General features: G+C 73.0%; 9 protein-coding genes. 1 reads left to right on the top strand and 8 read right to left on the bottom strand.

The genetic code is table 11. The features are described from left to right. Window positions 1–18: 18 nt before the first annotated feature. From Sm713_RS40095 to Sm713_RS03945, 5 genes are all read right to left on the bottom strand, one after another. Window positions 19–1,311, bottom strand: a complete 1,293-nt coding sequence (locus Sm713_RS40095; protein WP_249416069.1) for an ABC transporter permease — start codon at window positions 1,309–1,311, stop codon at window positions 19–21. After that, window positions 1,308–2,462, bottom strand: coding sequence for an ABC transporter permease (locus Sm713_RS03960; protein WP_212908290.1), 1,155 nt, complete (start codon window positions 2,460–2,462; stop codon window positions 1,308–1,310). Before Sm713_RS03960 ends, Sm713_RS40095 begins: the two co-directional genes overlap by 4 nt. Next, the gene (locus Sm713_RS03955; protein ID WP_212908289.1) at window positions 2,459–4,150 is read right to left on the bottom strand and encodes an ABC transporter ATP-binding protein; all 1,692 of its coding nucleotides are present in this window, start codon (window positions 4,148–4,150) and stop codon (window positions 2,459–2,461) included. Before Sm713_RS03955 ends, Sm713_RS03960 begins: the two co-directional genes overlap by 4 nt. A gap of 432 nt (window positions 4,151–4,582) precedes the next feature. Continuing rightward, window positions 4,583–5,641 carry a BMP family protein gene (locus tag Sm713_RS03950; RefSeq protein ID WP_212908288.1) on the bottom strand — a complete coding sequence of 353 codons (1,059 nt, stop codon included), beginning with the start codon at window positions 5,639–5,641 and terminating at the stop codon, window positions 4,583–4,585. Window positions 5,642–6,017: 376 nt separating this feature from the next. Beyond that, entirely contained in the window at window positions 6,018–7,289 is a 1,272-nt protein-coding gene (locus Sm713_RS03945; protein ID WP_212908287.1) for an amidohydrolase, read from the bottom strand. A gap of 1,098 nt (window positions 7,290–8,387) precedes the next feature. On the opposite strand from Sm713_RS03945, the gene Sm713_RS03940 reads away from it, so the two are divergent. After that, window positions 8,388–10,244 (top strand): hypothetical protein, encoded by a 1,857-nt coding sequence (locus tag Sm713_RS03940; protein ID WP_249416068.1) that lies wholly within the window; start codon window positions 8,388–8,390, stop codon window positions 10,242–10,244. A gap of 167 nt (window positions 10,245–10,411) precedes the next feature. On the opposite strand, the gene Sm713_RS03935 is transcribed toward Sm713_RS03940, so the two are convergent. Genes Sm713_RS03935 through Sm713_RS03925 form a run of 3 tightly spaced genes read right to left on the bottom strand, consistent with a single transcriptional unit; the run spans window position 10,412 to window position 14,152 of the window. Next, window positions 10,412–11,788 (bottom strand): hypothetical protein, encoded by a 1,377-nt coding sequence (locus Sm713_RS03935; RefSeq protein WP_249416067.1) that lies wholly within the window; start codon window positions 11,786–11,788, stop codon window positions 10,412–10,414. Between the two features lie 25 nt (window positions 11,789–11,813). Continuing rightward, entirely contained in the window at window positions 11,814–12,743 is a 930-nt protein-coding gene (locus Sm713_RS03930) for an N-acetylneuraminate synthase family protein (RefSeq protein ID WP_212908286.1), read from the bottom strand. Between the two features lie 14 nt (window positions 12,744–12,757). Next, complete coding sequence (locus tag Sm713_RS03925; RefSeq protein ID WP_212908285.1) at window positions 12,758–14,152, bottom strand: N-acylneuraminate cytidylyltransferase; 1,395 nt, start codon at window positions 14,150–14,152, stop codon at window positions 12,758–12,760. Between the last annotated feature and the right edge of the window lie 278 nt (window positions 14,153–14,430).

The following is a 14,430-nucleotide window of genomic DNA, read 5'->3' as shown; positions in this document are numbered from 1 at the left end:
CCCGGTCGCCGCCGTGCGTCACGTGCCCTGCCCCTTCCGGTAGCGCATCCCGTCGGCCCTGGGCATCCGCAGGCGCTGCGCGGACAGCGACAGCACCAGCAGGGTGACGACGTACGGGGTGGCCCCGACGAAGTCGCCGGGCACCGTGTCCGTCAGCAGGTACCAGACCAGCACGACGGCCGCGACCACCGCGCTGACCACGCCCTGCCACAGGGCCCTGCGATACAGCTTCCAGCCCGCGAGCAGCGCCAGCAACACGACGAGCAGGAGCAGCAGGGAGTGCACGGTCTCGCCGCCGTTGCGGAGCTGGAGGGCGTCGGCGAAGCCGAAGAGGCCCGCGCCCATGGCGAGACCACCGGGCCGCCAGTTGCCGAAGATCATCGCGGCGAGGCCGATGTAGCCGCGGCCCCCGGTCTGTCCCTCCAGGTAGATGTGCGAGGTGACCAGCGCGAGGAAGGCGCCGCCGAGCCCGGCGAGGCCGCCGGAGATCGCGACGGCCGCGTACTTGTACGAGTAGACGTGCACGCCCAGGGACTCCGCGGCGATCGGGTTCTCGCCGCAGGACCGCAGCCGCAGCCCGAAGGCGGTGCGCCACAGCAGCAGCCAGCTCCCGACGAACAGCAGCACGGCGATGACGGTGACCACGGAGAGGTCGGTGACCAGGCCGCCGAGGATGCCGGCGAGGTCGGAGACGAGGAACCAGTGGTGGTTCTGGACCGAGATCAGCCCGTCGGACAGGCCGGGCACGGTGATGTCCCCGAGCGAGCCCGCCGGGGGCGACTGCTTGGGGTTGCCGCCCTTCGCGGCGGCGTCGCCCGTCGCGAAGGAGAGCTTGGCGAGGTACTGGGTGGCGCCGAGCGCGAGGAGGTTGATCGCCACGCCGGAGACGATGTGGTCGACGCCGAACGTGATCGTGGCGACCGCGTGCACCAGGCCGCCGAGCACGCCGAAGCCGATGCCGCAGAGCAGGCCGAGCCACGGGTTGGTCTGCCAGCCGAGCCAGCCGGCGCCGAACGAGCCGAGGATCATCATGCCTTCGAGGCCGATGTTGACCACGCCGGCCCGCTCGGACCAGAGGCCGGCCAGGCCGGCGAGCCCGATCGGCACGGCGAGCCCGAGTGCGGCGCCTATCTGGCCCTCGGAGGTGAGCTGGTCGGAGCCGGTGACGATGCGCACCAGCGAGACCAGGACGAGCGCGGCACCGGCGACGAGCAGGATCCGGGTGAGCGTCCAGCGGGTGCCCCGCGTGGCGCCCGAGACCGCGGGGGCCGCGGCCGGCGCTGTCCCCGGCGTCGTGGTCTGGGTGGTCATCGCGCGACCTCCTGCTTCTCGGTGGGGCCGGCGGTGGCGGCCGAAGCGGCCCCCCGGGCCGCCGCGGCCAGCTCGGCGCCGACGCGCTGTTGCTGGCGGCGGAGCCCGTAGCGCCTGACGACTTCGTAGGCGATGACCACGCAGAGCACGATGACGCCCTGGATGACGCCCAGGATCTCCTTGTCGTAGCCCTGGAACTCCAGGTGGTTCGTGGTGCGTTCCAAAAAGCCCCAGAGCAGCGCGCCGAGCGCGATGCCGACCGGGTGGTTGCGGCCCAGCAGGGCGATGGCGATGCCCGTGAAGCCGACGCCGGCGGGGAAGTCGTTGCTGTACTGGTGGCTGTCGTTCAGCAGTGTCGGCATGCCGATCAGGCCGGCCACCGCACCCGAGATGATCATGCTGGTGGCGACCATCTTCTTCACGCTGACGCCGCTCGCGTCCGCGGCCGACTCGGAGCGTCCGACGGTGCGCAGGTCGAAGCCGAACCGGGTGCGGCCGAGCACGAACCAGTACACGACGCCCACCAGCACCGCGATCACGATGAAGCCCCACAGCTCGCCCGCGGGTCCGGCGTTGAAGCTGAAGAAGTACGACGGCTTCGGCAGCGGCTTGGTGGAGACGAGGGTGCCGGCCTGGTCGAGCTGGCCGAGCTGCCCGGGCTGGAGGAGGTAGGCGATGACGGCGGTGGCGATGGAGTTGAGCATGATCGTGGAGATCACCTCGCTGACGCCCCTGGTCACCTTGAGGATGCCCGCGATGGCGGCCCACAGCGCGCCGGTCGCCATCGCGCAGAGGATGATCAGCGGCACGGCGACGATGCCCGGCAGGGTGAGCGCGCCGCCGAGCACCGCGGCGAAGAACGCCGCGAGCCGGTACTGCCCGTCCACGCCGATGTTGAAGAGGTTCATCCGGAAGCCGACGGCCACCGCGACGCCCGCGAGGTAGTAGGTCGTCGCCTTGTTGAGGATGTAGACCTGGCTGTCGCTGGCGGTGCCGTAGCTCAGCATGTCGCTGAACGCGGCGGACGGGTCCTTGCCGGTGGCGAGGATCACCAGGGTGGTGACGAGCAGGGCGGCGACGATCGCCAGCGCGGGCGCCGCCACGGCGAGGAACAGCCGCTCCCTGTCGATGCGTGCGGTCAGGTTCTTCATCGGCGCTCGTCCTCGCTGGCGGCGGTGTCCGACGGGGTGCCGGCGGTGCCCTGCTGCGGCGGGATGGCAGCGGCCCCGGCCTCGCCCCCGGCCCCGGTGGGTGAGCCGGGCTCGGCCGCCGGTCCGCCGCGCCCGTCCGCCGGATCCTGTGCGCCGTCCGGTGGCGCCTCGGCGGGGTGTTCCAGGTGCCCGGAGGCCGCGCCCGTCATCGCGGAGCCCAGCTCCTCGGGGGTGATGGTGGCCGGGTCGGCGTCCGCGACGAGCCTGCCCCGGTACATCACGCGCAGCGTGTCGGAGAGGCCGATCAGCTCGTCGAGGTCGGCGGAGATCAGCAGCACCGCAAGGCCCTCGCGGCGCGCCCTGCGGATCTGGTCCCAGATCTGCGCCTGGGCGCCGACGTCCACCCCGCGGGTGGGGTGCGCGGCGATCAGCAGCTTGGGGCGGTGGCTCATCTCCCGGCCGACGATCAGCTTCTGCTGGTTGCCGCCGGAGAGCGAGGCCGCGGTCACCTCGATGCCGGGGGTGCGCACGTCGTAGTCGGCGACGATCCGCTCGGTGTCCGCGCGGGATGCCTTGACGTCGATCAGGCCGCCGCGGGAGTTGGGCCGCTCGGTGACGTGGCCGAGGATCCGGTTCTCCCACAGCGGCGCCTCCAGCAGCAGGCCGTGCCGGTGCCGGTCCTCGGGGATGTAGCCGACGCCGCCCTCGCGGCGCCGCCGGGTCGGGGCGTGCGAGATGTCCCGGCCGTCCAGGGTGATCGTGCCGCTGTCGGGATCACGGATGCCCATCACGGCCTCGACGAGCTCGGACTGCCCGTTGCCCTCGACGCCCGCGATGCCGAGCACTTCACCGTGGTGGATGGTGAACGAGATGTCGTCCAGGACGATCCGCTCCACGCCGTCGAGGCCGCTCTGCGTCAGCCGCAGCGAATCCAGCTGGAGCATCGGGGTGTCCGTGACCGTGGACTCCTCCGTCTGCGGCGAGGGCAGTTCGCTGCCCACCATCAGCTCGGCGAGCTGCTTGGACGTGGTGCTCCGCGGGTCGGCGGTGCCGACGGTGGTGCCGCGCCTGATGACGGTGATCTCGTCGGCGACGGAGAGCACCTCGCCCAGCTTGTGGGAGATGAAGATGACGGTCAGGCCCTCGGACTTCAGCTCGCGGAGGTTGTCGAAGAGGGCCTCCACCTCCTGTGGGACGAGCACGGCGGTCGGCTCGTCGAGGATCAGGGTGCGCGCGCCGCGGTAGAGGACCTTGAGGATCTCCACCCGCTGGCGGTCGGCGACGCCCAGCTCCTCCACCAGCGCCCCGGGTCGCACCCCGAGCCCGTAGGCGTCGGATATCTCGGTGATCCGGGCGCGCGCCCGGGTTCCGATGCCGTGCAGCTTCTCGGCGCCGAGGACGACGTTCTCCAGGACGGTGAGGTTCTCGGCGAGCATGAAGTGCTGGTGCACCATGCCGATGCCGCGCGCGATGGCGTCCGCCGGGGTCTGGAACGAGGCCTGCTCGCCGTCGACCGCGATGGTGCCCTCGTCGGGCTTCTGCATCCCGTAGAGGATCTTCATCAGGGTGGACTTGCCGGCGCCGTTCTCCCCGCAGAGGGCGTGCACGGTGCCGCGGTGGACGGTGATGTCGATGTCCCGGTTGGCGACGACGCCGGGGAAGCGCTTGGTGATCCCGCGGAGTTCCACGGCGGGAGGGCTTGAGGCGTTGATGGCGCACTCTCCATCACGAGGGGGCGGCGGGAGGGGCGGTCCGTCCGGGCGGGGGCGGAGGGCTCCCGGCGGGCGGAGGGACGGTCGCGTCCGACGCTGCCGGGACGCTAGGGCCTCTCGTTTGGGTCAGGCTGGGCTCGCGGGGCCCGGCGGCTCGCGGGGCGTTGGCACATTGTTGCGGCCGCCGCCGGGCACTGTCAGCGGCCGTGCACCCGGCGGCGAGGTGGCCGCGCGGGGCACTGCCGTGATCCGGCGCACGGGCGGTGCCGGGCGCTGTCACGGCCCGGCACGGGGGCGCCGAGCGTCTCCCCGCGCCGGGCCGGGTATGCGGCGCTCCCGGGGTCCGGGCGGGCCCGGTGCCGGCGCGGGCGCCGGGGCCGGGCCGCCACGGGCGGCCGGGAGCGTTCGTCACGGGGTGGTCTTGACCTTGATGTCGCCGTCGACGATCTTCTTCTTGGCCGCGTCCAGCTTGGGCTGGATGTCCTCGATGAAGCCGCCGCTGGTGGCGAGCGAGACGCCGTTCTTGGCGAGCGAGTAGGTGCTGGTGCCGGTCTGCGGCTTGCCGTCGTGCACCGACTTGATCAGGTCGTAGACGCCGATGTCGACGTTCTTGACGACCGAGGTGAGGATCGAGCTCTTGTACTGCGCGAGGCCCGGGATGTTGTACTGGTCGGAGTCCACGCCGATCGCCCAGGCGCCCTTGACGCCGTGCACGGCCTCGATCGCGCCGTTGCCGGAGCTGCCCGCCGCGCTGTAGACGACGTCCGCACCCTTGTCGAGCATGCCCTGCGCGGCCTCCTTGCCCTTGTCGGGGCTGCTGAAGCCGGAGGTGTCGGAGCCATGGCTGAGGTACTGCCGCTCGATCTTGATCTTCGGGTTGGTGTCCTTGACACCCTGCACGTAACCCGCCTCGAACTTCTTGATCAGCGGGACGTCCACACCGCCGATGAAGCCGACGTGGTCTTTCTTGGTCTTCAGCGCCGCGGCGACACCGGCCAGGTAGGAGCCCTGCTCCTCGGTGAAGACGATGCTGTTGACGTTCGGCGCGTTCACCACGGAGTCCACGATGCCGAAGGTGGTCTTCGGGTACTCCTTGGCGACCTTGGCCATGGACGCGGCGTAGGCGTAGCCGACGCCGACGATCGGGTTGTACCCTGCGTCCGCCATGTCCGTGAGGCGCTGCTCGCGGTCGGCCTCGGTGTCGGTGTCCTTGGCGGTCAGCTCCTTGAGCTGCACGCCGAACTCGCCCTTCGCCTTCTCGCCGCCACGGGCCGCGGAGTCGTTGAAGGAGCGGTCACCACGGCCACCGACGTCGAAGGCGATACCGACCTTCAAACCGCCCTTGCCGCCGGAGCCCTTGTCCGAACCGGACTCCTTCTCGGAGGACGTGCTGCCACACGCGGTGGCGGAAACTGCGAGGGCTGCGGATACGAGACACGCAGCGGCGATCTTGGCTACCCGGCGCAAGAAAGGCTCCTTCAACCTGACCTGAAGCGCCACTTCACGGCGCTGGTTTCCCGCCGCATCGTAACGCGCGTAGATAACGGATAAGGCGGTCTTGCGAAGCCGTTACCGGATCGACGCGAACCCTGCGGGGAACGTCCGGGAAGTGGCCGGAGACGATCGGATGAACTACCGCCGAGGAACAGCGAATTCCGGCCACCGGGGTGACGGGGACCGGAATTGAGGAGTGCCGAGGCGTGGCCGGCGGGTGGCGGCTGCCTCGCGGTGGCGGCGTCCGGGCGGCTGTCGTCCTGCCCGGCGCGTGCCGTTCGGAAGCGTTCGGAAGCGTTCGGAAGCGGAGGGCGCTCAGAAGCGCTCAGCGTCCAGTAGCGCTCGGCGTTCAGAAGCGCTCGGCGTCCAGGAGGGCGGCGGCGGTGAAGAGTTCCACGCCGGCGTCGATCGCGGACTCGTCGGCGTCGAAGTCGCCCTGGTGGAGGTCGCGCGAGACGCGCTCGCCGGGGGTGCGCACGCCGAGTCTGGCCATGGCGCCGGGCACCTGCTCCAGGTACCAGGAGAAGTCCTCGCCGCCGAGGCTCTGGAGGGTGTCCTCCACAGAGCCTGTGCCGCGCCTGGCCGCCATGGCGTCGTGCAGGAGCTCGGTGACGAGCGGGTCGTTGACGACGGGCGGCACCCCGCGGATGTAGTTGATCTCCGACTTGGCGCGGTAGAGGCCGGCGATCTCGTCGATCGCGGCGTGCACCAGGTCGGGCGCCTGCCGCCAGGCGTCGAGGTCGAGGCAGCGGACGGTGCCGGAGAGCTCCGCGTGCTGCGGCACCACGTTGCAGGCGTGGCCCGACTCGATACGGCCCCAGGTCACGGCGAGCCCCGAGCGGGCGTCGACCCGGCGGGCGACCAGCATGGGGACGTCGGTGGCGACGCGGGCGGCAGCGGTGACCAGGTCGGTGGTCAGGTGCGGGCGCGCGGTGTGGCCCCCGGGGCCGTCGAGCGCGATCTCCAGCCGGTCGCACGCGGAGGTGATCGGACCGTGCCGCAGCCCGATCCGCCCGGCGTCGACCTTGGGGTCGCAGTGCACCGCGATGATCCGCCCGACGCCCTCCAGCACACCGGCGTCCATCGCGTCGGGCGCGCCGCCGGGCAGCACCTCCTCGGCGGGCTGGAAGATCAGCCGGACGGGCCGGGGCAGAGCGCCCTGCCGGTGCAGCTCGGCGAGGACGAGGCCGGCGCCGAGCACGACGGTGGTGTGCACGTCGTGGCCGCAGGCGTGCGCGCGGTCCGGCACGGTGGAGCGGTAGACACAGCCGATCTTGGTGTCCGGGATGGGCAGCGCGTCGATGTCGGCGCGCAGGGCCAGCATGGGAAGGGCGGGGCTCAGGCCGGGCGCGACACCGATGTCGCAGATGAGGCCGGTGCCGGTGGCCAGCACCCGCGGCTCCAGTCCGGCGAGCTCCAGCCGGGCCTTGAGCGCCGCTGTGGTGCGGAACTCCTGGTTGCCGAGCTCGGGGTGCATGTGCAGATCGCGCCGAAACGCGACGAGCTCTGCGCGGAGTTCCCCGGACAGCGTCCCGGGGAGTGCGGCGCCGGGCGGCACGCCCGGCCGGTCGGCTTCCCCAGGCAGATCGGCCGGAGACGCGGAGGACGTTAGCTGGTTCACCCTTTGAAGGGTAGGCCCCTTTGGGTGTCCGCCACCTCTCGATCACCATAATTTCGGCCAGGTAGCCGGGAAGAATCGTCTCTTCCTTGCATGATCTGTCAGCGGAACGGGTATAAATCTGATTTTTGCCGGGGCCTTCACCGAGGGTATCCAGGGAGCCCCCGGGAGGAGCACCCGGGGCACCCGGGGTCCGGCCGTGCCGTGGCTTGAAGCGGCGTCACGCCGTCGCCGCGCCCGACCCGCGCGGCACCGGGCTCGCGGGTTTTCGTAACAGCCCGTGGGGGGCGTGGGCCCGCGGCTCCGAGTACGGGATGATCCTAGGACGCGCACGGGCGTCCGCGCCGGGCGGGCATGACGGGTCGGGCACCGCACTGCGCCCGGACGGTGCCCGAACGGTGCCGTGCTCCGGGTGCGTACGGGGTCATCGAGATACGTGGGGATGGAGAAGTCCGCATGGGCCAGGAAACGCAGGGGGAGCGCGACGGGTCGCAGACGCCCGGAGAGGGCTCCGGTGACTCCGGCTCCGGTGGGCCCGGCTCAGGTGGCTTCGGCTCCGGTGGCTCCGGCTCCGGTGGCTCCGGCTCCGGTGCGAAGGCGATGGACCCGTGGTCGACGCTGCCGCTGACAACGCTGCCGCCGGCTCGGGCGGGGGCGGGGCGGGGGCCTGGTGCGGGGGCGTCCGACGGCTCGGGGGAGGCGTCCGGCGGGTCGGTGGACCCGTCCGACGGGTCGGCGGCCGAGGCTGCCGGACCGGTGGTCAAGGCTGCCGCGCAGGCGCCTGGGGTCTCGCTGGGAAAGCCTGCCGCGCAGGCGCCCGCCGCTCCTGTCGCCGTCGAGGACGGCCTCCAAGGCGGGGATGTCCCGGTTGGCGACGGGGATGGGGATGTCCTCGGCGGTGGGGACGGGGGCTCGCAGGTGTACGGGGCGCCGGAGGACGCGGTGCCTCCGGTGGTGCGGCCGGAGGATGCTCCCTCGCCGGCCCGGGAGGCCGAGGCGCACCTGCCATCGGAGCGTGTGCGGTCGGCGCTGGAATCGCTGGACGGGGTGGCGCCGGTGTCCCCTGCGCCCCCTGTGGCCCCTGTGGCCCCTGTGGCCCCTGTGGCAGCAGGCGACGACGGCGTAGAGGCGCCCACCGGGACGCCGGTGGAGGCGAGCCCTGCCGCGGAGGCGCCGGCGGAATCCGGGACCGCGGCCGAGACGCCGCTGGAATCGGCCTCCGTCACCGAAGCACCCCTGGAATCCGCGCCCCTCGCCGAAGCGCCCGAGGAGCCGGCCCTCGTCGCGGATGCGCCGGTCGCACCGGCGTCCGCAGAACCGGCGGCCGCCGTGGCCGCCCCCGGATCCGCGGACGTCGAGCCCGTCCAACCGGCCCTCGAACCGGACGACATGGCCTCCGCGGAGCCCGAAGACAGCGTTCCCGCGGCCCGAACGGACGACGCTGCCGCACCGGGACTGGTGGACGCCGCGGCGGCGGCTCCCGCCCCGGCGCCGCTCCCGCCGGCCCAGCCGCTGCCTGCCGAGCAAGGGCGGCCCGTCGGGGAGGAGTTGACGGCCGCGGATCCCGAACCCCCCGTGGATGCCCACCCGCTGCCGACCGCCCAGCCCGAGCCCGCGCCGCCGACCCCGGCACCGGCGGCACCCGCCGCCCCGGCACCGGTGACGCCCGCCGCAACCGCACCACCCGCCCCCGCGCCGGCACCCCAGACCGCCCCCACGGGCGCGCACCCCATCGCCGCGCCGGCACCAGCACCAGCACCAGCACCAGCACCAGCACCAGCACCTTCGCAGGCCCCCGCCAGCCCCGCGGCCGTGTCTCCCCCGACCGCCCTCTCCGCCTCCGCCCCGGTCCACCCTGCCGCGCCCGCCGCGCCGTACCAGGCGCCACCCACCCCCACCGGCCCCTACCAGGCCGCACCCGCACCGGCACCCGGCCAAGCGTCGGCAACCGCGCCCGCACCCGCAGCGGTACCGGCACCCGCACCCGCGCCCACCACCGGTGCCGTGCAGACGCAACGTGGTGCCACGCACATCTCGTTGCCGACGCCGCACTCCGTGCCGACCGTCGACCCGCGGCTCGCCATCGCGCTGGGGCGGCCGCAGCACGGTGAGTCGGTGGCGCGGCGCACGGGGCGTTCGCTGCGCAGGCTCGCCCACACCGACGTGGGGAAGACCGAGCAGGCCATGCTGGCCGTGCAGATCCAGTCGCCGGTGAACAGCGGCCGTGTGATCGCGGTGACGTCGATCAGGGGCGGGGTCGGCAAGACCACCGTGACCGCGCTGCTGGGCCAGGCCTTCAACCGGCACCGGCAGGATCCGGTGCTGACCCTGGAGGCGGACGCGGCGCTCGGCACGCTTCCGGTGCGGATGGGTGCGGAGTCGGTGCGCTGGTCCGCCATGGAACTGGTGCAGTTGATCTATCCGGGCATGCAGCTCACCGACCTCACCGGCTACCTGGTGCCGGTCGCGGACGGCGGCTGGCTGCTGCCGGCGAGCCAGGGCCGGGTGGGCGCGCCGCTCGACGTGAAGACCTACTTCCGGGTCACGCAGGCGCTGAAGCGCTACTTCGCGGTGACGGTGGTGGACTGCGAGACGCTGCCGGGCGAGGTGGCGCGCACGGCCATGGACACCGCGCACGCCCGGATCGTGGTCGCGCCGATGACGGCGGAGGGTGTGAACAGCACGCGGATCGTGCTGGACTGGCTGGCCGCGCTGCCGCGTTCGGCCCTCAGCAGCACGGTGGTGGCGCTGACCGCGCACTCCCCCGACGCGACGCTCGACGGCAGGGCCGCGGCGGCGCACCTGCGGGAGAGCGGGGTGCCCGTGGTGTCGGTGCCGTATGACCGGCATCTGGCGCAGGGCGGTCCCATTCGCTCGCCCATGCTGGCCGAGACCACGCGGGAGGCCGCGGTGCGGCTCGGTGCGGAGGTCATGTTGCGGGCCGCGGCGGCCCGCTGAGCCCCGCCCCTCCCGGGCGTCCCGGTGTCCGGCCACCGGCCGCCGGGGTCCGTCCCGGCCCACCCAGGGGCGCGGGGAACTGCCGGGGGCACCTCCCACGCCCTTCAGGCAGTGGGGGAGTCGCGGGCCCACGAAGATCCGCCGGACACGGCCTAGTGGGGCGCCCCTCAAACCCGCGGCGGCGTAAGCCGATCCCTCCGCTTCTGGGGCGACTCCTGCCCGGGAATGACCTCCCGCTCGGGCCGCCCCTCCCGACCGGGGCCACCCTCCGAGGCGGCGGGCACGGGAGCACCCTTCCGACTCTCCTGCCCCGGCACCGACGCCCGCTGCCCGAGGCGCTGGACGCCGCGGGCCGTGCCGGTGACGCCGGCGAGGAAGCCCTCGGCGCGGGGGGAGGCGTGGGCGGTGAGCCAGGCGGGGTCGATGTCGCAGACGGCGACCTTGACGCCGGTGCCGGTCAGCGCCAGCGGGAGGGTGTGCACGACCGTGGACGGGAAGCTGACGATCGTCGATCCGATGGGGCCCCGCCGGGCGATGAGTTCGAGCGGCAGGTCGGGGCGGAGGATCTGGAGGCCGGTCTCGGTGGACAGCCGGTGCAGCTTGTCCGTGTCCTCGCGGCGGTGCGCGAAGTACCGGACGGCGCCGTGCTCGCGTGCCAGGGCGCTCACGGCCGCCAGGTAGCGTTCGAGGTCGACGACGCCCGTCTCGACGAGGGAGGTGCCGACGAGGTCGGCGCCGTCGGCGACCCGGGGCGGCCCGAAGCGGGCGCGGGTCCAGCCGAAGTCGTTGGACGTGAGGTGGACGCCGTCCGGCACGTCCTCGATGGGCATGGAGGAGAAGACCTCGACGGTGCGCCCGTGCCCGGGAGTGAGCCGGCGGCGTGCCGAGGCGGAGACCGGCGCGAAGACCATGTCGCGCGGCCCGCGGCGCCCGCCCCGGCGGTGCCAGCGCACCAGGCGTTCCCCGCGGGCGAGCTGGGTGACGAACTCCATCGTGGCCGTGCCGTCGTCGACGACGACCAGGTCACGGGCCCGGGTGATGGTCAGCAGGAGCTGCACGTACCGGGAGAAGGGGTCGCCGATGACGATCCGGCGTGCGGCCCGCAGCAGCGGCGCGAGACCCCGGACGGTGGCGAGCGGCGCCGTGCTGGCGCCGCGCGCCTCCTCCCACCGGATGTGATGGCCCTCGTCGCGGGCCAGCTCCGTCATCCGCCGGAGCTGCCCGCGGGTCATCGGGTCGGTGGGTGAGAGCACGACGACGGTGATTCCGGATCCGAGCCCCCGCGCGCGGTGCAGTGCACCGCCCACCGGCGCACCCGCCGGTGCGCGCTCGGGCCCCGCGCCCTCCCCGTCATCCCGGGCGCCGTCCCCGGCGCCGTCGTCGTGCGCACCGTCCGGAGCGTGCTGGTGGGCCCACTCCAGGACGTTGAGCAGCTGGACGGGGCTCTCGACGAAGGCGAGGGTCGGGGTCGGCAGGGGAGCGGTCGGGGTGTCGGTACGGGCCTGGGCGGGTTCGGGACCCGCCTGCCCGGTGCGGGGGCTCATGTCCGGTTACCGTCGGCGGCCGTGATCAGCCGGCCGAGGACTGGCTGTCGGCGGCCTCCTGCTCGGCGACGACACCCGAGACCCGGCGGAGCTTCTTCATCGGGCCGAGCTCCGACTCGTACACCTTCTTGACGCCGTCGCCGAGCGAGGCCTCGATGGTGCGGATGTCGCGGACCAGGCGCTGAAGGCCCTGGGGCTCCACGGAGGCGGCCTGGTCGGAGCCCCACATGGCGCGGTCCAGGGTGATGTGGCGCTCGACGAAGGTGGCACCGAGAGCGACCGCGGCCAGCGTGGTCTGCAGGCCGGTCTCGTGGCCGGAGTAGCCGATCGGGACGTTCGGGTACTCGGACTGGAGGGTGTTGATCACGCGCAGGTTCAGCTCCTCGGCCTTGGCCGGGTAGGTGGACGTGGCGTGGCAGAGCAGGATGTTGTCGGAGCCGAGCACCTCGACCGCGTGGCGGATCTGACGCGGAGTCGACATGCCGGTGGACAGGATGATCGTCCGGCCGGTGGCGCGCAGGGTGCGCAGCAGCTCGTCGTCGGTCAGGGAGGCGGACGCCACCTTGTGGGCGGGCACGTCGAACTTCTCAAGGAAGGCGACGGCCTCGGTGTCCCACGGGGAGGCGAACCAGACGATGCCCTTCTCCTTGCAGTGCTCGTCGATGGCGCGGTACTCGTCCTCGCCGAACTCGACGCGGTGCCGGTAGTCGATGTACGTCATCCGGCCCCAGGGGGTGTCGCGCTCGATGTCCCACTGGTCGCGGGGGGTGCAGATCTCCGGGGTGCGCTTCTGGAACTTGACGGCGTCGCAGCCGGCCTCGGCGGCCACGTCGATCAGCTTGAACGCGTTCTCAAGGTCGCCGTTGTGGTTGATGCCGATCTCGCCGGTGATGAACACGGGGTGGCCGGGGCCGGCGGTCCTGGAACCAAGGGGGCGCAGACGGGAGTTGCTCATGACAGGTGGGGTCCTTACTTGTCGAGGGAGTCGAGAGAAGGGCCGAGGATCCAGCTGGCGATCTCTCGGATCGCGCCGTCGCCACCGGCGTTGGTGGTGACCGCGCGTGCAGCGCCGCGCACGACGTCATGAGCGCTCGCGACCGCCACGGGCCAGCCGACGAGGCCGAAGCACGGGAGGTCGTTGACGTCGTTGCCCGCGTAGAGCACGCGCTCCGGCGCGATGCCCTGCTCCTCGCACCACTGCTTGAGTGCGAGGTCCTTTCGGTCGATGCCGTGCAGCACGGGGATCTTGAGCTTCCGTGCGCGCGCGGCGACGACCGGGTTCTCTTCCGTGGACAGGATCAGCATGTGCAGCCCGGACCTGCGCAGGGCTGCGATACCGAGTCCGTCGCCGCGGTGCACGGAGACGAACTCCCGTCCCTCGGAGTCGATCAGCACCCTGTCGTCGGTCTGGGTGCCGTCGAAATCGAGGACGACCGCGTCGATGTCGTCGCGGGTCGGAAGGTGCCGGACCGGCGTGTCCGCCGTGCCGGGGGCGGCGTCCGCACGGGAGGCCAGGGGTGCGGCATCCGGGCGGGCGGCGTCCGCGGCGGCGGGGCGGCCGGTGTCGAAGAGGGAGGCGAGGGCGCGGGCGCGGGCCAGGTCGTGCGGGTCGTCGACCTCCAGGACGCGCGCCGGGTCGGTCCTGACAAGCTCGGTGTGCCCGAAGAAGCGGTGCTTGTGCTCGCGGAACGCGGCGGCGGCCATGCCGTAGACGGCCCCGGTCTCCAGCAGGTCCTGGGGGCGGTCCTGGCGGCGCGGCCGGAACGACTTGTCGTGGTTGACGCCGTAGCCGCCGTGCACGGTGGTGGAGTCGGTGACCGCGGTGCCCTGGAACTGTGCCTTGCCGGTCACCGAGCCGCCGCGCTGGGAGCCGATGACGGGGTCGTCGTCGGCGTCGCGCCAGACGAAGCCGTGGAAGGGGGCGACGGTGAGCGCGGTGTCCGCACCGTGCTCCGCGACCGCCGCGACCACCTGGTCGATGTCCTCGTGGACGATGAAGGGGCTGGTGCACTGCACCAGCAGCACGACGTCGACCCGGGCGCCGTGCAGCGCCTCGTGGGCGTCCATGGCGTGCAGGACGGCGGCCTCGCTGGTGGCCGTGTCGCCCGCGATGGCGGCGGGGCGCAGCACGACCTCGGCGCCGGCCTCGCGGGCCGCGTCGGCGATCGCGTCGGCGTCGGTGGACACGACGACGTCGGTGACCAGCCGGGCGGCGAGGCACTCACGCACGGCGCGCACCACCAGCGGTGCACCGCCGACCGGGGCGAGGTTCTTGGCGGGGACGCCCTTGGAACCGCCGCGCGCCGGGATCACAGCAAGCACGCGCCGAACCGGCGTCGCGTTACCCGCTTCCGGGTGGGGCATGGGGAACTCCTAGAGGGAACAGTGAGGGTGGTGGCAGCGGTGGGGAATGGGCGGCGGACCGTCGTGGGCGGCTCTGCGGCGGCCGGCCCGGCGACCGCTCAGAACGAGGCGCCGGCCGGCGCGGACGGCTCCGCGAGGCTCACGGACGGGGTGCCGGGAGAGGCTTCCCCCCGGCGGACCCACAGGCGCGGACAATACCGTGCACGGCGGGAGCAAGATGCCGGAATGACCCATTCCGCACCCCTCGCCCGGGACCCGGCGGCCCTCGGAGTGATCGA

The sequence above is a fragment of the Streptomyces sp. TS71-3 genome, from assembly GCF_018327685.1.
Taxonomy (GTDB): Bacteria; Actinomycetota; Actinomycetes; order Streptomycetales; family Streptomycetaceae; genus Streptomyces.
This window is presented reverse-complemented; position numbering and strand designations above follow the sequence as displayed.

Coding starts and splice junctions, on each gene's coding strand:
- Sm713_RS40095 (WP_249416069.1), bottom strand. CDS start 1,311: ATGACCACCCAGACCACGACGCCGGGGACAGCGCCGGCCGCGGCCCCC.
- Sm713_RS03960 (WP_212908290.1), bottom strand. CDS start 2,462: ATGAAGAACCTGACCGCACGCATCGACAGGGAGCGGCTGTTCCTCGCC.
- Sm713_RS03935 (WP_249416067.1), bottom strand. CDS start 11,788: ATGAGCCCCCGCACCGGGCAGGCGGGTCCCGAACCCGCCCAGGCCCGT.
- Sm713_RS03930 (WP_212908286.1), bottom strand. CDS start 12,743: ATGAGCAACTCCCGTCTGCGCCCCCTTGGTTCCAGGACCGCCGGCCCC.
- Sm713_RS03925 (WP_212908285.1), bottom strand. CDS start 14,152: ATGCCCCACCCGGAAGCGGGTAACGCGACGCCGGTTCGGCGCGTGCTT.